The organism is Streptomyces sp. ME02-8801-2C (genome assembly GCF_033793965.1).
Lineage (GTDB): Bacteria > Actinomycetota > Actinomycetes > Streptomycetales > Streptomycetaceae > Streptomyces.
Genome location: NZ_JARAXP010000038.1, coordinates 1 through 19,329 on the forward strand (window position 1 = coordinate 1; position 19,329 = coordinate 19,329).

Sequence of the window (19,329 nt, forward strand, 5' to 3'; positions counted from 1 at the left end):
GACACGACAGTCGGGCTACCGGCCTGCCCGCCAGCAGCCGCGGAAGGCGAAACGGTCTACCGACTCCGTCGGCAGACCGTCACGAAAGATCGAGGCTAACCGAGGTAAGGGAAGCGGTCGCCCCTATGTGATCTTTAACGCAATTCTTAACTTCCCCTTATAAATGCCTCGGGAATCAGGGGAGTTAGGGGTCTTTCGCGTCGATTTGATGCCCTGGGACCGCTCGACGGAACAGTTGTCGAGGAGCGAGGTCCAGCTCCAATACGAGCGCGGCGGTCAACGGACTCAATCCCCGCCCGTGTGCGCGAAGCGTGACGACGGCCGACTCTTGGGACATCATCGGCGAGCCCGGTCGCGCCCTGTCGCGCGCCCGGTTCCGAGGGGGGAAGGGGAACTCGCCCGATGACGCGCACCACGCGCAACCGGTCTCGCATGCCCGGAATGCGCATGCCCGGAAGCCGGACCACCGCCGCCGTACTCACCACGGCTCTCGCCGCGACGGGCATCGTCTTCGTGAGCCTCGGCCTGGACGACTCCGACTCGGGACCGGGTTCGGGTTCGGGCGACAGGGCGAACGGCAGCCGGCGCGCTCAGCCGGTGACCGAGGCCGTCGCGGTCGCGCGGGCCGCGAAGACGGGGAAGTCCGTCGAGGTCACCGCGCTGCGGACCGCCCGCTCCACGACGTGGGCCAAGGCCGGCGGCGGCATGGTGAAGAAGCTGTACGCCTCGCCGATCCGGGCCAAGGTGGGTGGCGAGTGGAAGGACATCGACTACGACCTGCGCCGGACCGAGGCAGGCTGGGAACCCACGGCCACCAACACGCGGATCGTGTTCTCGGCCGGTTCGAGCGCGTCATCGCCCCGCGCCACGCAGTCCGGTCGGTCCAGGCAGACCGGTTACTCCAGCCAGTCCGGCCAGTCCAGCCAGACCGGTGCACGCGCCTCCCGCAGCGCTGTCCGCAGTGTCTCCCTCCTCAGGGGATCCATCGCTGACGCGGCTCTGTCCGCCGACGAGACGCCAACTCCCCTTGTCACCCTCACCGTTGACGGCCACGACATCCAACTCACCTGGCCAGGCCCGGTACCCACCCCGATCATCGACGGTTCCCGCGCCCTGTACCCGGAGATCTTCCCCGGCGCCGACCTCGTCCTGACCGCCGACGACGACGGCTTCGCCCAGCTCGTCGTGCTCAAGAACCGGCAGGCCGCCGCCGATCCCCACGCTCAGCAGCTCACGTACGGCATCTCCTCCCCGACCCTGAATTTCCGCCTCAGCCCGGTGACCGGCATCCTCTCCGCCGAGAACGCGTACGGCGAGGACATCGCCATGTCGCCCACCCCGCTGATGTGGGACAGCAGCGGCGTCCCCGCTGTCACGGACGGCGGGGTGGGGGCGAGCGCGCAGCCCACCGAGGCCGAGTCGCCCGTGCCCACCGACCTGCCGGAGCCCGATCCCACGCCCAGCGACAGCGTCAGCCCGGCCGACGACGAGCCGATCGAGACGGACGAGCAGGCCGACACGGAACCGGAGGATCTGCCTTCCGCCTCCGACGGTCCCGCACCGACCGTGTCCGCGTCCCCGCTCCCGTCCGCGCCGCCCGAGCCGACGCCCGCACCCTCGCAGACCGGTTCGGCCGCGACGCTCAGCCTGCCGTCCCTCGACGGCCCGTCCCCCGACTCGCTGGGCGAGGTCGTCAAGTCCGGGCTGTCTCAGTCCAATTGGTCGCTCACCCCCGACCAGGACTTCCTCGCCGACCCGGCCACGACCTACCCCGTCTTCGTCGACCCGTCGTTCAACAAGCACGTCAAGGACTGGACCACCGCATACAGCCGCCATCCCAACGCCACCTTCTACAACGGCAAGGGCTTCAACAAGGGCGGTACGCACGAGGCGCGCGTCGGCTTCGAGTCCGACACCTGGGGCACGTCACGGTCGTACTTCAACATCGAGTTCGACAAGGCCCTCAAGGGTACGAAGATCGAAAAGGCAAAGCTGCAGGTCCTGGAGACGTACTCCTGGTCGTGCAGCGCCCGTTCGATGAGCGTCCATCTCACCGGCCCGATCGACTCACGCACCAACTGGAAGAACGCGCCGAGTCTGAACGACGGCAACCGCTACTCGACCAAGAGCTTCGCCCACGGGTACAAGTCCAGCTGCCGGGACGCCTACGAGACGTTCGACCTGCGTGCGGCCGCGCAGAAACGGGCCGACGAGGGTGCGACCATGATCACCTTCGGGATGCGGGCGAGCGACGAGGATTCGCAGTACGCGTGGAAGAAGTTCCAGGCGGACGGTGACTTCGCGCCCATCCTGGCTCTCGAGTACAACCGCAGGCCGTCCGCCCCCGACTCCCTCGACCTCGGCCCCGACGCCAAGTGCACCACCACCAAGCCCTACGTCCGGATGGCCGCCGGCGGCATCACCTTCACCGCCCGCTCCTCCGACAAGGACGCGAACCTCGACTTCCTCGACTTCGACCTCTGGCCGGACGGCAAGTGGAAGCAGACCGGCGATCTGCTCGGGACCATCGGCACGGTCTCGGTCGGCGGGAACAAAGGCGGGGCACTGGTCACCACCCACGCGTTTCCCACCAGCGGACTGACCAATGGGGTCACCTACGCCTGGCGGGTGCAGGCCAAGGACGACGCCGGAAGTTCCTCCGGCTTCTCCCCCGCCAAGGCGCCCTGCCGCTTCGTGCTCGACCTGTCGGCGCCCAGGCCACCCAGGGTCGCCTCCTTCGACTTCCCGAACGCCGACCGCGATGACAACGGCTTCGGCCACAAGGGCGAGGACGCGATCTGGAGCACCAAGAAGTTCGGCACACCGGGGACCTTCATCGTGCGCGCCCTCGACGCGGACGTCGTGCGGTACGAGTTCGGGTTCAACTCGCCCAACTACACGTTCAGCCTTGCTCGCACGTTCGGCTCCGCCTCCACGAACACCGCGAACTTCGAGAACGCCAAACCACCGTCCGCCGGCCCGAACGTGCTCTACGTCCGAGTCGTCGACCAGGCGGGCAACGTCTCCCAGCCGACGAAGTTCCTCTACTACGTCACCCCGCGCGACCAGGCGGACGCCCCCATGGACTTCACCGGGGACAAGCTCCCCGACATGATGGTCGTCACCGTGTCCGGTGACCTGGGCATGTACTCCTCCCGGGCCGACGTCAAGGACCTGACGAAGGAGACAGGTGACCTCAACGAGAACTCGATGCCCGGCGCCTACATGGCCAACAGGGACAAGGACCCCAACGGCGACGACCTGCCGCCGTACTCCTCTCCGGGACACGGGCGGTTCACGGGTGCGCTGATCACCCACAACGGTGACATCTACGGCGGCGACGGCCTCCAGGACCTCATCGTCCGCACCAATGACGACAGGCTGTGGGTCTACCCCGGAGACGGGTACGGCGCCGTCAACATCGACAAACGCGTCGAGATCCTGCTGCCCAGCGGTGCGCCGAGCCCCGAGACCTTCACCCAGATCATCTCCGCGGGTGACGCGACCGGCGACACCCGGCCCGACTTCTTCGCCACCATCGGCGACGAGCTGTGGGCCTTCACGGGCTACCACGGGGCGACCATCGACCAGGCCATCCGGCTCTCGGCGACCGGTTGGACCGGCCGCGACATCGTCACCGCCCAGGACGTCAGCGGGGACGGCGTGATGGACCTCATCTACCGCGAGGACAGCGCGTCCGTGCTGAGGCTCCGCAAGGGCATCGCGGCCACGGGCGGCGGGGTCAACCTGGCCTCCCTCGCCAGCAGCAACGCCTCGTCCGGCGGCACCGACACCGAGTACGCCCCCGCCGGCTGGAACGTCACCAACATGCCCCACCTGCTCGGCATCCCGGACTCCAACGGCGACAACATCCCCGACCTCTGGGCCGTACGCGCGGACGGCACCGTCCGCTTCTACGCCGGCGGCAGGGCGACGTTGGCGCCCGTCGCGGGGAGAGAGGTCATCCCGGCGAAGAGCTACTGGCAGAACCGGATCACCATCGGCTGAACATGGGAGGGCCCCGTTTCCGCAGGAGACGGGGGCCCTCGGTCGTGCCGGGCGCACGATCGGGTGACGCAGTGCGAAGAGGACACGCGTGTTCCTCCCGGCCTACGATGATGGCCTCGACACCAGCCCAACGGGAGGCACGTGATGTCCGCAACAGCTGTCGAGCCGCCTCACGGCGAACGTCCGCTGATCGCGGAGGCGAACCGTCTCGTAGAGCGCATTCCGGGCTACCGCGTCGAGATCATCGGAGGCCTGATTCTCGTGTCCCCGCCCCCGGACGTTGCCCACGCCCGCGCTCTGGGCAGGCTGACGCGCCCGTTCATCGCAGCCGGCATCGACGGAGGCGAGACAGAGGTGCTTCAAGGTGTCGGTCTGTGGTTGCCCAGCGGCACCGAGGACTACGCCATCCCTGATCTCGTCGTTGTCGATGTCGACATCGAGGACCACTACGTCGAGAACAACTGTTACGAGCCGGTGGCTTTCCAGCTCGTCCTGGAGGTCACCTCCAGCAACTGGAAGGCAGACCTGCACACCAAGGTCGCTGCCTACGCGAGCGCCAACGTGCCCGTCTATGTCGTGGTCGACCGCAAGCACCAGCGCCTCCACGTGCTCACCGACCCCGAGGGCAGCACGTACGCGACCCACCGCGTCCACGCCCCGGGCGAGACCGTCACCCTCCCCGACTCCATCGGCGCCAAGGTCAGCCTCGACGTGGCGGAGATCCTCGACGCCGGGCAGTCGAAGCGAACTCCCTGATACTCGGCCTGGGGACAGGTCCGTCAGGCCCAGCAGCCGTTGACCGTGGCCGCCAGGCCGTCCATGGCGTCCTTGATGTCGGCGGAGTTGGCGGTGGAGCCGTTCTCGATGAAGGAGAACACCTTCCACTTGCCGTCCTTGCCCACCGTCAGGCCGCTCAGGGCGATGGCCCCGGTGAGCGTGCCGGTCTTGGCCTGCACCTTGCCGACCGCGCACTTGGAGTTGGCGTCGTCGAAGCGCCCCCACTCCGGGCCGAGGGTGCTGCCGGCCTCGCCGGAGACGGGCAGACCGTCGCGGATGGAGCCGAGGACACCCTCGTAGCGAGGGTCCGTCAGCAGGTCGAGGATCTGCGCGAGGGTCGCCGCCGGGATGCGGTTGGCGCGGGACAGCCCGCTGCCGTCGTAGATCTCGAAGTTGGCGAGGGACACGCCGTAGTTCTCGCTCAGTACCTGGCGCACGACCGCGGTGCCGTCGTCGAAGGTCGCCTGGCGGCCGGCGCCGAGGGCGGTCATCCGCAGCAGCGACTCGGCCATGTTGTTGTCGCTGACCTTGATCATGGTGTGCACGTAGTCCGACAGCGCCGCGGAGGTGTGCTGCGCCACGGGGACGTCGGTGCTGCTCGCCGTGGCGCGGGTGACGGAGCCGGTGACGGTGACGCCGGCCGCGGTGAGCTGCCGCGCGAAGACTCCTCCGGCGTCCGTCGAGGTGTCGTTCACCAGGTGCCCGTCGACGACGAGCGCCCGCACCGGGGAGACCGAGTCGGGGTAGTAGCCGGTGTTCCAGCCGTTCGCCAGCGTCGGCTCAGGGAACAGACTGTCGTCGACGGCGACCTTCACCGAGGTCAGCCCGGCCGCTTTCAGCCCGGCGACCGCCGTCTTGGCCAGCTCGGTCAGGTTCGCGGTGGTGAGGGTGCGGTCGCCGCCGCCGACCAGGGTGAGGGTGCCGTTGCCGTACACGACCTTGGTGGTGAAGCGGTGCTCCGGGCCGAGGATCGTGAGCGCGGCGGTCGCGGTGGCGAGTTTGGTGTTGGAGGCGGGCATCAGCGCGGTGTCCGCGTTGTGGCCCCACAAGGTGGTGTTCGTCTCCGCGTCGAGCACCACACCGCTCACATTGGCCCCGAGCCGCTGGTCGAGGACCCGCTTCTCGAGGTTGGCGATCATCTGCTCGTCGTCGAGGCCGAGCGTGGCGTCCTTGGCGGTGGTGCCGATGCCCTCGTCGGCGGCGAAGGCGGAGGGGCCGGTGAAGGCCACCGAGACGACGGGCACGGCCATCGCGAGCACGATCGCGCGCCGCATCCCGTTCCCGCCCTGCTTCGCCTTGCGGTGCCGGCGAGTGCCGCCCGGGGCGAACGCGGGAACAGGGCTTTCGACGCTCATGTCGCTCATGTCGCTCATAAAGGTTTCATGGACTTTCTTGTGGGGAGCCAGGCAAGGGAATTGGCCGCACGATAGCAGCGCCGCATGGGCCCCGCGGGTGACTGAATTCGTGTCAGGGGAGACGGCGTGGGGGAACTGACCGCAATTCAGAAAGATGTCCCAGTGGACCTCTTTCATCCTCTGCGGTCGCAGGTCAGGAGGGTGTGGACTGCTTGGACGACGGTGCCGACGCGGCGGGTACGTGGCCGTCGTCACATCCGGATCTGTACGTTCAGGGCAGGACGTTGCCCTGGCGGGACGCCCCACTCGGGCACGCACGAACGCCCCACTCGCCTCCAAGGTTTCCGTCGAGGGTCCGCTTACCCTGACGCCATGTCAGATCACGAGTCGTACGAGCTGCTCGGTTTCGACAACGTGCTGCTGCCCGTCGGCGACCTCGCCGAGGCGGTCGCCTTCTACCAGCGCGCCGGGTTCGGGATCACCGCCCGGCTCGACGAGGCCGGGATCGCCGTACTGCGGGTCGGGCCCGAGACGCCGGGGCTGTTGCTGCGGGTCGAGGATGCGCTCGGTCACCGGCCGCCGCCGTGGGCCTCGCCCCGGGTGTGGCTGGAGGTGCCGGACGCCAAGGCGGCGGCCCGCGCCCTGAGCGCGGCCGGCGTCACCCCGCTCGACGCCCCGGTGTCCGTGGCCACGGGCTGGACCGTCGAGATCGCCGACCCGTGGGGCAACGTCATCGGCTTCACCGACTACCGGAAGCGGCCGGAACTCGCGCGGTCCTGAGCATCACGCTCCCGGTCGGCGGTTGATCGCCGTGAGGTCGATGTCGATGTCGAAGGGCACGGTCAGTCTCAGGCGGTCGCGGAAGATGCCGGGGAGGCCGTAGGACCTGGTGGCCGGGTCGAGTTCGTAGACGTGGACGACCGGGAGTTCCTGGTCGCCGTCCTGCTCGACCCGCCAGAAGTGCGGCACCCCGGCCGCCGCGTACTTGCGGGGCTTGACCTCCTGGTCGCGATCCCGGGTGTCGGCGGCGGTCACCTCCACCGTCAGGAGGACGTCCTTCGGCTCGAACCAGGTCTGGTCAGGGCCGGTGTTCGCCGTCTCCGCGAAGACAATGACGTCCGGTTCGGGGCGGTTCCTGGTGTCCAGTTTGACGGTCATCCGCGACAAAACGTCGAGGCTGTCGGGCGCCTGTTGCAGCAGAGCGTGCTCCAGCAGGCGCAGTGCGCAGGAATGGAACCTCGTCTGCGGGCTCATGAAAACGAGGCTCCCGTCGAGCAGTTCCGTGTGCGGCGGGAGGTCGGGGATGCGGTCGAGGTCGTCGGCTGTCCAGCCCTCCGGGGGCGGGATCGGCCAGCGGTACGTCGGTTCGGCGGCGAAGTGCTCCTGCCAGTCTCCCTGTACGGCGTTCACCGTCAGCCCCAACTCCTCCTCCTGCACAGGCACCTCCTCGTCCATGCAACGCCACCCACCCCACCCCGGTTACTACTTGAACGTGTTCAAAAACAGGTCTACAGTCATCCCCGTAAGCACTTTTGAACGCGTTCAAGTCGTTCAGCGAGCACGGGGACAAGGACGAAGACATGGACCTCACAGTCGTCGCATACGTCATATATCTGCTGGTCAGCGTCGCGCTGACCGTCTGGGTCGCGCGAACCCTCAGCGCCAACGGGCGGGTTTTCCTCGCCGATGTGCTGCGCGGGAACGAGAAGCTCGCCGAAGCCGTCAATCATCTGCTCGTCGTCGGCTTCTATCTCGTCAACCTCGGGTTCGTCGCCCTCTACCTGAGCGGCGACGGGGACATCGGCAGCACCCGGGAGGTCTTCGAGGCCCTCTCCACCAAGCTCGGGGTCGTGCTGCTGGTGCTAGGTGTCATGCACCTCGGGAACGTGTTCGTGCTCAGCAAGATCCGGCGGCGGGGTGTCATGGAGCGGGAGCAGGTGCCGCCCGTCGCGCCGCAGGGCTGGGTCGCCCCCACGGCCGGGGCGTGAGAGCGATGAGCCACCAGAACGCGGCGGGGTCGGGGGACACCGCCGCCCGAGCGGACCGGGATGCCACGGGGGGCGTCCCGGTCCGCCGGCTCACCGTGCTGTACGACGCCGACTGTGAGCTGTGTGTCTTCGTGCGGGAGTGGCTCGGACGGCAGCCTCAGCTGGTGCCGTTGGCGCTGGTGCCGGCCGGGTCCGAGCGGGCCCGAAAGCTCTTCCCCGCTCTCGACCACTCCGCCACCCTCGACGACATCACCGTCATCGGGGACGGAGGGCAGGTCTACCGGGGCGCCGGTGCCTGGGTCGTCGTCCTGTGGGCCCTGCGTGAGCACCGGCCGCTCGCCCATCGGCTCAGCACTCCGGCCGGCGCCCGGGTCGCCAAGGGTGCCGCCCTGGCCGCCGCCAAGTGGCGCGGGGCAAGGAAGGACGGCAACGGGCGCGGCCGACCGGTGTACCGGCGGTCCGACGGATGGTCGTACGACCCCAGCCTCGGGTGGACCCACACGCCGCCCGCCTGTGACAGCGGCGCCTGCTCCACTGGTTACTCCACTGGTTAGGCTCCTTCACGTGCCAGCAGCAGCCAAAGACAGTCCGAGCCCCGGCTCCGGCCCCAGTTCCTCCGGTTCCAGCTCTTCCGGTTCCAGTGCCAAGAGCGAGCAGACTCGTGCGCTCATCCTGGAGACGGCCATGCGGCTGTTCAAGGAGCGGGGGTACGACAGGACGACCATGCGGGCCATCGCTCAGGAGGCCGGGGTCTCCGTTGGCAACGCCTACTACTACTTCGCCGGCAAGGAGCACCTGATCCAGGGCTTCTACGACCAGCTCGCCCGCGAGTACCAGGTGGCCGCGCGTGAAGTCCTGGGCAGGGAGACGGAGTTGGAGGCCCGGCTCGCCGGGGTGTACCGGGCCTGGCTCGATGTGTCCGCGCCCTACCACGAGTTCGCGGTGCAGTTCTTCAAGACCGCCGCCGACCCGAACAGTCCGCTCAGCCCCTTCTCCGCCGAGTCGGAGCACGCGCGCGTGCAGGCCATCGCCGTACACCGGGAAGTGCTCGCCGGGTCGAAGGCCAAGGTGCCGGAGGAACTCAGGGACGTACTGCCGGAGTTGATGTGGCTGTCCCAGATGGGCCTGGTCATGTACTGGATCTACGACCGTACGGAGGGCCGTGAGCGCACCTACCGGCTTGCCGGGCGCGGCGCTCGGCTCACCGCGCGCGGGGTGGCCCTGGCCCGTTTCCGGGTGCTGCGGCCGCTCGTGCGTGAAGTCCACGATCTGTTCAGCGACTTCCTGCCGGGGATGACCAACGCCCTTCCAGAGGAAAATGTTGAGCAGCCAGGGAAAGGCGAGCAGGTCAAGTAGGCGCCGGGCGAGGCTGGTTCAGCGCGTCCGTCAGATCCAGTCGAGGTTCCAGAGGCGGAAGACCCCGGTACCGTCGGACAGGTTCTGGCCACCGCCGACGTCCTCGCTGCTGACGACGTACTCCTTGCGCTGCCACAGCGGGATGACGGGCACGTCCTCGGCGACCTGTTCCTGGACCTGGTCGAAGTCCTGGGCGGCGCGGGTACGGTCGGCGTATCCGCGGCTGTCCAGGATCAGCTTGTCGACCTTCTTGCTGGCGTATCCGTTCTTCATGCTGTTGTCGCTGCCGACGAGCGGTCCGGAGAAGGTGTCCGGGTCGGGGAAGTCGGCGACCCAGCCGACGGCGTAGGCGTCCAACTTCCCCGCCGCGTACCGCTTTTGGTAGTCGGTCCACTCGTAGCCCCGGACGCTGACCTTGAACAGGCCGCCCGTCTCCAGCTGCCGCTTGAGCAGGGCGGCCTCGTCGGCGGCGGCGCCGCGTCCCTTGGCGTAGCCGTAGGTGAAGCGCACCGGGAGCTGTACGCCGGCCTCGGTGAGCAGGGCGCGCGCCCGGGTGACACTGGGCTTGGGGTAGTGGTCGAAGAACGAGGTGGTGTGGCCGGTGATGCCTGCCGGGATCAGTGAGTAGAGGGGGTCGGCCGTCCCCTCGTACACCGTGGCGGCGAGTTGTTCGCGGTTGACCAGCCAGGCCAGGGCCTGGCGGACGCGCGGGTCGTGGAGGGGGGAGCTCGCGCGGACGTTGAGGACGAGGTTGCGGGTCTCGGCGCTGTCGGCCTCGATGACCCGTTGGCCCGGGTCGCTGGGCGAGAGGCCCGCGAGGACCTTGGGCGGCAGCTGGCGGGCGGCGACGTCGATCTGCTTCGCGTTCCAGGCCTTGTCGAGGGCCGGCGGGTCGGCGTAGTAGCGCAGGCGGATGGGGCGGCCGGTGTTCTCCACGGCGCCCTCGTAGTTCCCGTTGGGCTCGAGGACCGCCTGCTTGTCCTTCGTGTACGTCTTCAGGACGTACGGTCCGGTGCCGTCGGCGCCGTAGTCCTTGCGCAGGCCGCCCTTCGGGTAGCGCTCGCGGTCGACGATCGCACCGGCCCCGGTGGCCACCTTGAACGGGAAGGTGGCGTCGGGTGAGTTGAGGTGGAAGGTGACCGTCAGGTCCTTGGCGTCGACCGAGCCGAGGGTGCCGAGCAGGGATGCGGGGCCCACGTCGGAGTTGATCCGCTTGACGCGGTCGAAGGAGTACTTCACGTCCTCGGCGGTCATCTTCCGGCCGCTCGGGAAGGTGAGGTCGTCGCGCAGGACACAGACGTAGGTGCGCAGGTCGGAGCCCTTGAAGGCGCAGCTCTTCGCCGCGTCGGGGACGGGGGCGGCGCCGTTCGGCTTGTAGGTCAGCAGTGACTGGAAGACGTTGCTGAACAGGGCCCAGGAGCCGGCGTCGTAGGCGCCGGCCGGGTCGAGGGAGGTGACGGCGTCGGTGGTGCCGACGGTGATGGTCTTGCCGTAGTCGGTCCGCGACGGCATGAGCTGCCAGGCGACCGCGCCCGCGGCGGCGACAATGAGCAGCGCCGCGAGAATCCGTATGCGTACCGAGCGCATCGGTGTGCCCTCCCCAGGCCCCCTGCACAGGCGACTCCCCCTGTGGCGTTGATCACCTAATCACAGGTGTTTCGCGTGGCGGAAGGGGGTTCCGGCGAGATGGGAAAGACGTTACCGATGCGAGCTACCGGCCGGTTTCAGCGCGCGCTCAGCTCGTGCTCAGTTCGTGCTCAACGCTGCCCGCACCTGACGCTCCAGAGTGCCCGCAATCGCCCAACTCGCCCCGCCGTCAAGGCGTTTCCAGGCGACCGTGGGCCGACAGTCGATGGCGGCGACGGTCCCGCCCTCGTCGGCAACGGTGATGTCTATGGACACCTGGACCAGAGGCCCGTACGGGGTCCGACAGATCAGGGCGACCTTCCCGTGGCCCAGCTCCTGCACCTCGGCGACCACCGGGGTCCGCGCCATCTTGATGGCGTGCAGCGCGCTGTCGGCCAACTGGAACGGCGTGGCGCCCGGTGAGTCGGCCGTGACCCGGCGGACCGCGGGCAGCCGTGCCGCCACCGGCTCCAGCGACAGCCCGTAGTGGGAGGCCGTGCGGACGGCGGTGACCGTGTCCGGCACAGGCACGACCAGGAGGAAGGCGGCGCCGCAGGTCAGCCCGGCGAGCGCGCTCTGTCCGAGCGCGGAAGCGAGCGGCGCCCCGTCCGCCACCAGCAGCACCGCGAGGACGACACCGCCGACGGCCAGGGCGATCAGCCCGGCGGCGGGCGCGACCCGACGGACCACGGCCGCCCAGTACGTGATCATCTGACGCGGCACCGAACGGTGAGTGTGAATCATGAAGTCGACGCTAGCTGCACCACGGTGATGTCCGACGGCGCCCCCCACCAGCGAAGGCCCCGGACCGTGGTCCGGGGCCTTCGTGTTGTTCTATCTGCTCGAACCGGTTCTCAGACGCCGTTCCTCTCTCCGCACACCAGAGCCTCGGCCTCGGTCTCGACCGCCGGCAGCTTCTCGTCGATGCCGCACTTGAAAAGTGAGGACGAGGTGGCCAAGGACCAAGTGGTCAGGGTGCCACGCACGGCTCCCCGGCCTTTGGTGTCGCACCCGTGGACGAAGGGAGCCTCGACCACGTCGACGCCCACGACAGCCACCAGCACACCGTCGAACTTCCCGGAGGACGTGGTGACGGACTTGTCCGCCGCGCTCAGCGCGAACGTGGTGCCCGCCTTTGCCAGATCCAGCCCCGTCTTCTCCGCGAGGGAGTCGACGGCGGACTGCGGATCCAGCGCGTCCTTCGGGAACGACGGCGTGACGACTGACCGCAGCGTGCGGACCGGCACGAGGTCGAAGGTGGACGCGGCGGTCTTCCCCTCCGGAATGTGCACCTCCTGCGGGTCCGACACCGCGACCAGGGTGTCCCGCCTCGTCACCGTGCCCCAGTGGAACCGGCCTGCCTGGCAGGTCCAGTTCTGCGGGAGGGCACGGGCCGCCGCGGCCGGAGCCGCCGCCGACGGACGAGCCTCGGAGGCCGTGTCCGCCGTGCAGGACGCCGTCGCGAGGACGGCCGCGAGAGCGGCCGTGCCACGCAGTGGTCGGTTGATTTTCAGCATCCCTTGTTGATCGCGATCTTGGCCAGGCCGTCCTTCGGCTTCTTGTCGCAGCGGTAGGCGTCGTCGTAGTTGACCTTGGAGAAGGACTTCCCCTTCGCCGTGTACGACTTCACGTGATTCACCAGGCTCTGGCAGTGGTAGCCGTACTCCCTGCCCTGGACGTAGCGCCTGCCGTGGTAGAAGACCCACTTGTGCCCGGAGGGCAGGGTGACGCTCCAGGTGTACGAGGTCTTTTTCGTTTTCGACCCGAGGCCGCGCAGTTCGATCCCGGTCTCGACCCTGGCGTCGGCGAGGAACTTCAACTGCGCCTTGACCGAGGTGGTGGCCGTAAGCGTGACCTCGGCCTCCAGGTGGGTCTGCGTCTCCTCGGTGACGCTGTACTTGCGCTTGACGCCCGTGTGGTTGCCGAACACGTCCAGGTGCGTGAGCTTCCAGGACTTGGTCACGTAGTCCATGATCCGGTAGTCCGGGCACCCTCCGTAGGTCTGATCCGCGACGGCGGGCTGCCCCGGCGCCAGGAAGACCGAGCCGACGAGCGCGAGCGCGAATGCCAGCGGAGTCGTCCTCGTGAGGCCCCTCAGCGACCTGTTCAGCGATCTGTTCTGTGATGTCTTCAGCATTGATTCGGCTGCTTTCTCGACTACTCGGTCAGGTCCTGCGAAGCGAACAGGTAGGCGTTGGGCCGGGCTTCCTCGTCACCACGGGCCGCCGCGGGGGTGAGGTAGCGGCCGAGCGACGGCGCGTACAACTGCTCGCCGATCAGCAGCACCCCGGTGAGGCGCCGGTCGGCGCGCTCGGTGCCGCCGAGCCAGCCGTAGCGCAACGCGCTGCCGGTCACCCCGGTGTCGGTGTAGCTGTGGACGGCCACTGCCCCGTCGGCGATGCCCAGCGTGACCGCGGTGTCGCCGCGCACGTCCGAGAGGGCGAGCGTCACGGCGGAGCCCTCGACCGTGGCCACCAGGTTGCCCTGGGGGTCCTTCAGGTAACGGGTTTTCGTTGTGCCGTCGGTGGACCAGGCCGGAGTGGCGGTGCCGTCGGCGTAGTGGCTGACGACCGTGGTCGTCGTGGCCCAGGAACCGCTCGCGCTGCTCTCCGTCAGGGCCGTGGACAGGCGTCCTTCGGCGTCCGGCGTCCAGGTCTCGCGGTTGGCGCCGAGCGTGACCCGGTAGGGGCTGCCGTCGGTGCGGTGGGCGAGCGCCGTACCGTCCGCGAGGGCGGTCGCCGCGCCGAACGCGTCGTACGTGTACCCGGTCGCCGCCAGCTGGTTCAGCGCGTTGTACGCGTAGCTCTCCGTGGTGGTCGTCGCCGTGGTCGAGTCCGCGCAGGAGGCGGTCGTCGTGGTCACGCCGGTCCGGTTGCCGGCCGTGTCCAGGGCGTAGGCGCGGGTGCTGCAGGTGGTGTCCGCGTCATTGCCGTCGACGACGGTCAGGCGACCTGCCTTGTCGTAGGTGTAGTCCAGTTCGACCGTGGTGCCCGCGGTGCGTGCCTCGTGGGCGACCGTGCCGCCGATCGTGCGGTCGACCGCGCTCAGGAGCGTGGGCGTACCGTCGGCCGCCTCGTACAACCGCTGGGCGACCAGACCGATTTCGTCGTAGGAGACCTCCAGGGTGTTGCCGGACGCCAGGGTCTGGGTCACCAGTCGGTCGTCCGCGCCATAGGTGAAGGTGAACGTGCCCGCGGCCGAGTCGGTCATCGTGACGACCTTGTCGCCGGTGCTCGTCGTGCTGTAGGCGTACGACGACGTCCCCGGGGCCGAGTCGGTGACCGAGGTCGGACGGTTCGAGAAGTCGTACGCGGTGACGGTGGTGTTGCCCGTGCCGTCCGCGTACTGGGTCAGGCGGCCGAGGCCGTCGTAGGTGTACGCGGCGGTCTTTCCGTCACGGGTCACGGTGGCCTTCAGGCCTGTGGCCGTGTCGTAGGTGACCGCCTGGTCCGCGAGGGCGGTGCCGGTACCGGACGTGGTGTGCGTGAGGGTGAGCCGGCCTGCGGCGTCGTAGGTGTGGGTGGTGGTGCGGGTGGTGCTGCCCGAGGTCTCCGTCACGGTCGCCGGGTTGCCCCAGCGGTCGTAGGTGGTCTCCCGGGTGACTGTCGCGGAACCGGAGGTCCCTGTCGTGGTCCGGCAGACCAGACCCGTCCACTCCGGGTGCCCGCCGCAGGCGCCACTGGTGCCCGTCCAGTAGGAGGTCGTGGCGGTGGTGCCGCCCGGCACGGTCGTGCCGTTCACGAGGCCGGCCGCGGTGTAGGTCGTCGTCGTGGCCAGCGCGAGGCCGGTCGGGTCGACGGTCTGCCTGGTCCGGTGGCCGGTCGCCCAGTCGTAGGCGGCGGTCGTCACGGTGATGTCGCCGTCTGTCGGGTACCCGGCCACCTGCGCGCCGACGGTGGTCGTCGTGACCAGGTCACTCGCCACCGCGTCGGTGGGACGGCCTTCGTCGTAGGCGTACGTGGTGTGCCGGCGCACCGGGACCTGCTCGCCCGCGGCGAGGTCGGCCGCGTTCACTCCGCCGCCGAGAGCGTGCTGGAGGCGGACCACGTGGAGCGGTCCGGTCTCCGACACCTGCAGGCCGGCGGCGTTGTAGCCGTACACCGTGGACAGTCGCTCGGCGCGCACCCGGGTGGTCTCACCGCCGATCTGCAGCAGCGCCAGTTCCGTGTCGGCGCCCGAGGCTGTGCCGAGGGCGAGTTCACGGTTGGCGGCGGTCAGTTCGTTGACCACGTTGCCCTCGTTGTCGTACTCCTTGGTCGTGATGTGGCCGCCGGGCGTGACCGCGTTGAGTTCACGGCCCTCCGCGTCGGTGTAGGCGATTTCCGCCCGCGCGTAGTCGTCGCTGTCCAACGCCGACCCGACGACGCCCGCGGGCACACTGTCCGGCGGGAAGACGGCGGTGGCGTCGACCGGGGTGGTCTGCTGGCCCCAGGTGGCGACGTTCGAGGACGCCATCTGCTGCGGGGCGCTGCTGCCCGACAGGGGCACGTCGTAGACCAGCGACACGATGCCGGTGTCGGGGTTGCCGTCGGCGCTCGCACGCGAGGCCCGGGTCAGCATGCCCTGGCCGGCCGCCGCGCTGTCACCGGCTAGCCCGAAGGTGAAGTTCCAGGCACGCCGACCCGGCGGGATGTACGAGGCGACGCGGCCTGCGGAGTCGTAGCCGTAGGCCGTCTTCAGCGCGGGGCTGATCCGCGGGTCCCACGCCTGGCGCAGTCGACCACTGGTGTCGTAGGAGTAGGCAGCCACTGCGGTCGAGGTCGTCTGGGTCGCCCCGGGGTTCGCGGCGTGCAGCAAAACCCTGCTGACCTGCCCGGTGAAGTCGCCGTACGCCGAGTCGGTGGCGGTCGTCGAGGACGCGTAGACGTACTCGAGGATCCGGCAAGCGGCGCCGGTCATGTTCGCGTGGCAGTCGTCCGCGCCGCCGGCCACGGCCGAGGTGATGACGTACAGCGGGCGGCCCGTGACCGTGTCGCCGGTGAAGACGGCCTCGGAGACGGAGACCTCGGTGTCGTCGTCCAGGTGGGCGACGGTGTCGAGGAGCCAGGTGCCCGCCGTGGCGGACAGCGCGTAGGTGGCGACGGAGCCGTTCTCGTCGGTGAGGGTGAAGGACGAGCCGGTGGTGGTGCCGGTGAGGATGACACCGTCGGTGTCGGCGGACGTCCACACACCGCCGGCGTAGGTGAAGTCGGCCGTGGTCTCGCCGTCGATCCCGACGAGTTGGACCGCGGTGGCCGACTGCTTGACCACCTTGGCGTAGACGGCGTCCTGGACGCTGCTGTAGTGGCCGGCGGCCCAGCCCGGACCGAAGATCGTGGACTCCGGCTCGTCCGTGGCGGTGGTGCGGGACGCGGCGGTGCGGACCACCTCGACGTCGAGGGTGTCGACGTCGGTCTCGGTGAGCGTGTAGGTGCCGGTGAGCAGGTTGACGCTGCCCGGACCGATCTGCTTGGCCGGTCCCTGACCGGCCGCCCGGTCGAGGGAGAGGGAGACCGGCGAGGAGTACCCGGACGAGCTCGCGCCCGTGAGGTACGCCCGCACCTGGAGGTCCGTGTCGACGCCGACGGTGTCCGCGACGTTCCACACCACGGACGCCGACAGACCGCTGCTCATCGTGGCCGGCCAGGTGACGGCCGCACCGCCCGGGGCCGTGGCGTCGGCGACGGGGACCTCGGTCCACTCGCCGTCCTCACCGAGCCGGTAGTACCAGGTCGCGCCGGTGTATTCGGTAAGGCCCCGGGCCTGCAGTGTCACCCGGCGGGCTGTGGTGATGCCGTCCTTGGGCGCCACGACCGCGGCACCGTCACCGACGCCGAAGGTGTATGCCGTGGTGGTCGTCGAGAGGTTGCCGCCGGAGTCGACCGTACGGGCGTAGAGCGTGTGCCAGCCCTCCGCCGGGTCGATGTCCACGGTCAGCGCGTTGCCGCCGGTCCCGTCGGTGGTGTCGTCCACTCGCTCGGGCACGGACGGGTCGTCCAGCCCCCACTCGTAGCCCTGCCCGTCGGTGGAGGAGGTGTCCAGGGTGCAGGTCACCGCCTCGTCGGCCTTGGCGGTCCAGGTGTTCTCGCCGTACGTGTCACAGGTGACCGTCGGCGCGACCGGCTTTGCCGTGTTCAGTACGAACGTGGTGTACCCCGACCAGCTGCCGTTGTCGGCGCCGTCGTAGGCACGGACCCGGTAGCGCAGGTGGGCGCCGGCCGGGAAGGCGCTCGCCGAGGGCACGGTGAGCGCGGAGGTGGAGCCCGAGGCCACGGTCTTGCCGTATGCCGTGTAGGAGTACGTGGTGTCGGCGTAGTCGGGGTCGGCCGTGATCTCGTACTGCGCCCGGACGGTGGAGCCGTCCGCGTCCGACACCTTCGACGTGAGCGTGGGCGTCAGCGAGGTGACGTACCGCTTGCCGTTGTAGGCGTTCAGCGCGCTCGGCGAGATCGCCGAGGAGGAACTGGTGGCGTAGGAGTTGTACGTCACCGTCAGGTGCGGCTCGGTCGAGCCGTCCCCGGACACGTAGTTGGCCGAGCGGTAGCGGCGCCAGGTGGTGGAGTCGGTTTCGGAGGCCCCCGCGATCCGCACACCGTAGTTCGTGGAACCGTCCGCCCACGCCTGCACGATGGCGTCGACGTCGAAGTTCACCGTGCCGGCCGGGCAGGAGTCGCTGTAGCCCTTGGCCGCCGTGCTGGTGACCGCGCCGGTCGTGGTGGTGGCCGGCTGGTCGCCCCAGGTGATGTCCGAGGAGGACCAGGTCCCGGTGATCCGCCGCACCTCGGTGCCCGCGCCGGTGGTGGCGCACGTCGAGGAGTAGTACGAGTACAGGGCGAGGTTCGTGTCGGTGATGTGCTTGCCCTTGAACGCCGACACGTCGAACTTCAGGTAGGAGCGGGCCTTGGTGGTCCCCGCGTCGTACGTACCCGACTTCAGCTCGTCCGAGGAGACCTGCGAGTCGGTGAAGTTCGTCGCCACCCACGTGTCCGTGGTCGCGGCGAGGGTGCTGGTCGGGTCGACCGTGACCGGGTAGGTCAGCTTGTTCTTCGTGAAGTAGCCGGCGTCCGGGGCGAGGACGAGGGTCTGGGACCCGTCCTCGGCGGTCTCGACCTTCGTGGCGACCCTGGCCTGATACTTCGACTCGCCGGACCTGCGGTCCTTGGAGGAGTCCCACATCATCGGCGCGGGCGCCTCGGCGACCAGCTTGCCGGTGTTGTCCTTCAGCAACAGGTGACCGGATTCGGCCACCGACAGGACAAGTCCCTTCAGCCGCATCGGGATCCGGTACTCCAGCGGACCCTCGGGCGCCTGGTCCAGCACCACGTTCTGGCTGAAGCCCTGCGACAGCGCCGTGACCGTCAGGGTCTCGCCGCCACCGAGATCGTAGGAGGCGGTGTCGTCCTTCACCGAGGGTGTCGGAAGCTTCGACTCCCAGCCCATCCCGAACGACTTCGCACCCTTGGTGACCGAGGCGAGCGCGGTGTCCCCGCCGTCGGAGACCGCGATGTCCGCGACCGCCACCTCCGGCTCCAGGGCGCTGCCCTCGTCGGAAAGAGCCGTGTCGATGTTGCGCCAGACACCGTCGACCCGCTGCCGGATCGGCGCCGCGTAAGTCGACGTCTGCATCTGCCCGTTCGGCAGCGCATACGTCGTCGAGCTGGCGGAACGCTCCGACAGCACCTCTATCTTCCGGCCCTGCAGCCGGGCCATCAGCAACGCCGCCGCGGCCGAATCAGCCGACGACGCGGCGGACTTGGCTGGCTTGGCCGATGCCACCTTCGTGGTGGTGGACACCGCGGCGGCGAAGGTCTGCCCGGTCCCCACCGCCGCCAGCGCCGCCTCTGCCGCCATGACGGCGGCGACAGCGAGTGCGGTGCGTCTGGGCGATATGCCCGCAGCCCTCGCCCTTCCCCGTTTGATTCGCAAGTACGACTCCTGAGATCACCCCATGACGCCTGGTGCGCATGGGTGGACGTGATCAAAGCAGGAGGTTGTGGAGGAACTTTTACCGCTCAGGCAAATGTTGCACATAGTTACCCCCCGATTTTCCTCAAGGATCTTGACTGGAAATCGATCATTTGCTTTCAGCCAGGTGGAAGATCTGATTCCATCGAGACACCCCAGGGGGCGAGTGCCGCAAAAAGAACATCCCGGAGTCAACTCGCTTTTGCGCAGGGCTGATTGACGGGTCGTCGGGACCGTTCCCCCAGTGCAGATTATTTACCTATTCGTGATCTTCA

At 68.9% G+C, this 19,329-nt stretch carries 13 protein-coding genes; 6 read left to right on the top strand and 7 right to left on the bottom strand.

Annotated features, from left to right (window positions below):
• Positions 1 to 402: 402 nt before the first annotated feature.
• The gene (locus PV396_RS44010) at positions 403 to 4,008 is read left to right on the top strand and encodes a DNRLRE domain-containing protein (RefSeq protein WP_319214003.1); all 3,606 of its coding nucleotides are present in this window, start codon (positions 403 to 405) and stop codon (positions 4,006 to 4,008) included.
• A 144-nt stretch (positions 4,009 to 4,152) separates the two neighbouring features.
• Entirely contained in the window at positions 4,153 to 4,764 is a 612-nt protein-coding gene (locus PV396_RS44015; protein WP_319214004.1) for a Uma2 family endonuclease, read from the top strand.
• A 23-nt stretch (positions 4,765 to 4,787) separates the two neighbouring features.
• On the opposite strand, the gene dacB is transcribed toward PV396_RS44015, so the two are convergent.
• Entirely contained in the window at positions 4,788 to 6,149 is a 1,362-nt protein-coding gene (gene dacB / locus PV396_RS44020; RefSeq protein ID WP_319214023.1) for a D-alanyl-D-alanine carboxypeptidase/D-alanyl-D-alanine-endopeptidase, read from the bottom strand.
• Between the two features lie 363 nt (positions 6,150 to 6,512).
• Between dacB and PV396_RS44025 the strand changes: the two genes are divergently transcribed.
• Positions 6,513 to 6,920: a VOC family protein gene (locus tag PV396_RS44025; protein WP_319214005.1), complete on the top strand. Its 408-nt coding sequence runs from the start codon at positions 6,513 to 6,515 to the stop codon at positions 6,918 to 6,920.
• Positions 6,921 to 6,923: 3 nt separating this feature from the next.
• Here the strand turns inward: PV396_RS44025 and PV396_RS44030 are convergent, their stop codons facing one another.
• Positions 6,924 to 7,595, bottom strand: coding sequence for a Uma2 family endonuclease (locus PV396_RS44030; protein ID WP_319214006.1), 672 nt, complete (start codon positions 7,593 to 7,595; stop codon positions 6,924 to 6,926).
• A 125-nt stretch (positions 7,596 to 7,720) separates the two neighbouring features.
• Between PV396_RS44030 and PV396_RS44035 the strand changes: the two genes are divergently transcribed.
• Genes PV396_RS44035 through PV396_RS44045 form a run of 3 tightly spaced genes read left to right on the top strand, consistent with a single transcriptional unit; the run spans position 7,721 to position 9,484 of the window.
• A complete protein-coding gene (locus PV396_RS44035; protein ID WP_319214007.1) occupies positions 7,721 to 8,128 on the top strand; it encodes a hypothetical protein in 408 nt (135 codons plus the stop codon).
• 5 nt (positions 8,129 to 8,133) lie between these two features.
• Positions 8,134 to 8,682 (top strand): thiol-disulfide oxidoreductase DCC family protein, encoded by a 549-nt coding sequence (locus tag PV396_RS44040; protein ID WP_319214008.1) that lies wholly within the window; start codon positions 8,134 to 8,136, stop codon positions 8,680 to 8,682.
• Positions 8,683 to 8,692: 10 nt separating this feature from the next.
• Positions 8,693 to 9,484 (top strand): TetR/AcrR family transcriptional regulator, encoded by a 792-nt coding sequence (locus tag PV396_RS44045; RefSeq protein WP_319214009.1) that lies wholly within the window; start codon positions 8,693 to 8,695, stop codon positions 9,482 to 9,484.
• 30 nt (positions 9,485 to 9,514) lie between these two features.
• Here the strand turns inward: PV396_RS44045 and PV396_RS44050 are convergent, their stop codons facing one another.
• The 5 genes from PV396_RS44050 to PV396_RS44070 form a co-directional block, all read right to left on the bottom strand.
• Entirely contained in the window at positions 9,515 to 11,071 is a 1,557-nt protein-coding gene (locus PV396_RS44050) for an ABC transporter substrate-binding protein (RefSeq protein WP_319214010.1), read from the bottom strand.
• A gap of 159 nt (positions 11,072 to 11,230) precedes the next feature.
• A complete protein-coding gene (locus tag PV396_RS44055; RefSeq protein ID WP_319214011.1) occupies positions 11,231 to 11,854 on the bottom strand; it encodes a hypothetical protein in 624 nt (207 codons plus the stop codon).
• A gap of 110 nt (positions 11,855 to 11,964) precedes the next feature.
• Positions 11,965 to 12,627, bottom strand: coding sequence for a hypothetical protein (locus PV396_RS44060; RefSeq protein WP_319214012.1), 663 nt, complete (start codon positions 12,625 to 12,627; stop codon positions 11,965 to 11,967).
• Positions 12,621 to 13,247, bottom strand: a complete 627-nt coding sequence (locus PV396_RS44065; protein ID WP_319214013.1) for a hypothetical protein — start codon at positions 13,245 to 13,247, stop codon at positions 12,621 to 12,623. Before PV396_RS44065 ends, PV396_RS44060 begins: the two co-directional genes overlap by 7 nt.
• Before the next feature lie 20 nt (positions 13,248 to 13,267).
• Complete coding sequence (locus tag PV396_RS44070; RefSeq protein ID WP_319214014.1) at positions 13,268 to 18,940, bottom strand: DNRLRE domain-containing protein; 5,673 nt, start codon at positions 18,938 to 18,940, stop codon at positions 13,268 to 13,270.
• Between the last annotated feature and the right edge of the window lie 389 nt (positions 18,941 to 19,329).

What these genes read in the sequence shown, in the direction of transcription:
- PV396_RS44010 (WP_319214003.1), top strand. Translation starts at nt 403, where the DNA reads ATGACGCGCACCACGCGCAACCGGTCTCGCATGCCCGGAATGCGCATG.
- PV396_RS44015 (WP_319214004.1), top strand. Translation starts at nt 4,153, where the DNA reads ATGTCCGCAACAGCTGTCGAGCCGCCTCACGGCGAACGTCCGCTGATC.
- dacB (WP_319214023.1), bottom strand. Translation starts at nt 6,149, where the DNA reads ATGAGCGACATGAGCGTCGAAAGCCCTGTTCCCGCGTTCGCCCCGGGC.
- PV396_RS44025 (WP_319214005.1), top strand. Translation starts at nt 6,513, where the DNA reads ATGTCAGATCACGAGTCGTACGAGCTGCTCGGTTTCGACAACGTGCTG.
- PV396_RS44030 (WP_319214006.1), bottom strand. Translation starts at nt 7,595, where the DNA reads ATGGACGAGGAGGTGCCTGTGCAGGAGGAGGAGTTGGGGCTGACGGTG.
- PV396_RS44035 (WP_319214007.1), top strand. Translation starts at nt 7,721, where the DNA reads ATGGACCTCACAGTCGTCGCATACGTCATATATCTGCTGGTCAGCGTC.
- PV396_RS44040 (WP_319214008.1), top strand. Translation starts at nt 8,134, where the DNA reads ATGAGCCACCAGAACGCGGCGGGGTCGGGGGACACCGCCGCCCGAGCG.
- PV396_RS44050 (WP_319214010.1), bottom strand. Translation starts at nt 11,071, where the DNA reads ATGCGCTCGGTACGCATACGGATTCTCGCGGCGCTGCTCATTGTCGCC.
- PV396_RS44055 (WP_319214011.1), bottom strand. Translation starts at nt 11,854, where the DNA reads ATGATTCACACTCACCGTTCGGTGCCGCGTCAGATGATCACGTACTGG.
- PV396_RS44060 (WP_319214012.1), bottom strand. Translation starts at nt 12,627, where the DNA reads ATGCTGAAAATCAACCGACCACTGCGTGGCACGGCCGCTCTCGCGGCC.
- PV396_RS44065 (WP_319214013.1), bottom strand. Translation starts at nt 13,247, where the DNA reads ATGCTGAAGACATCACAGAACAGATCGCTGAACAGGTCGCTGAGGGGC.
- PV396_RS44070 (WP_319214014.1), bottom strand. Translation starts at nt 18,940, where the DNA reads ATGGCGGCAGAGGCGGCGCTGGCGGCGGTGGGGACCGGGCAGACCTTC.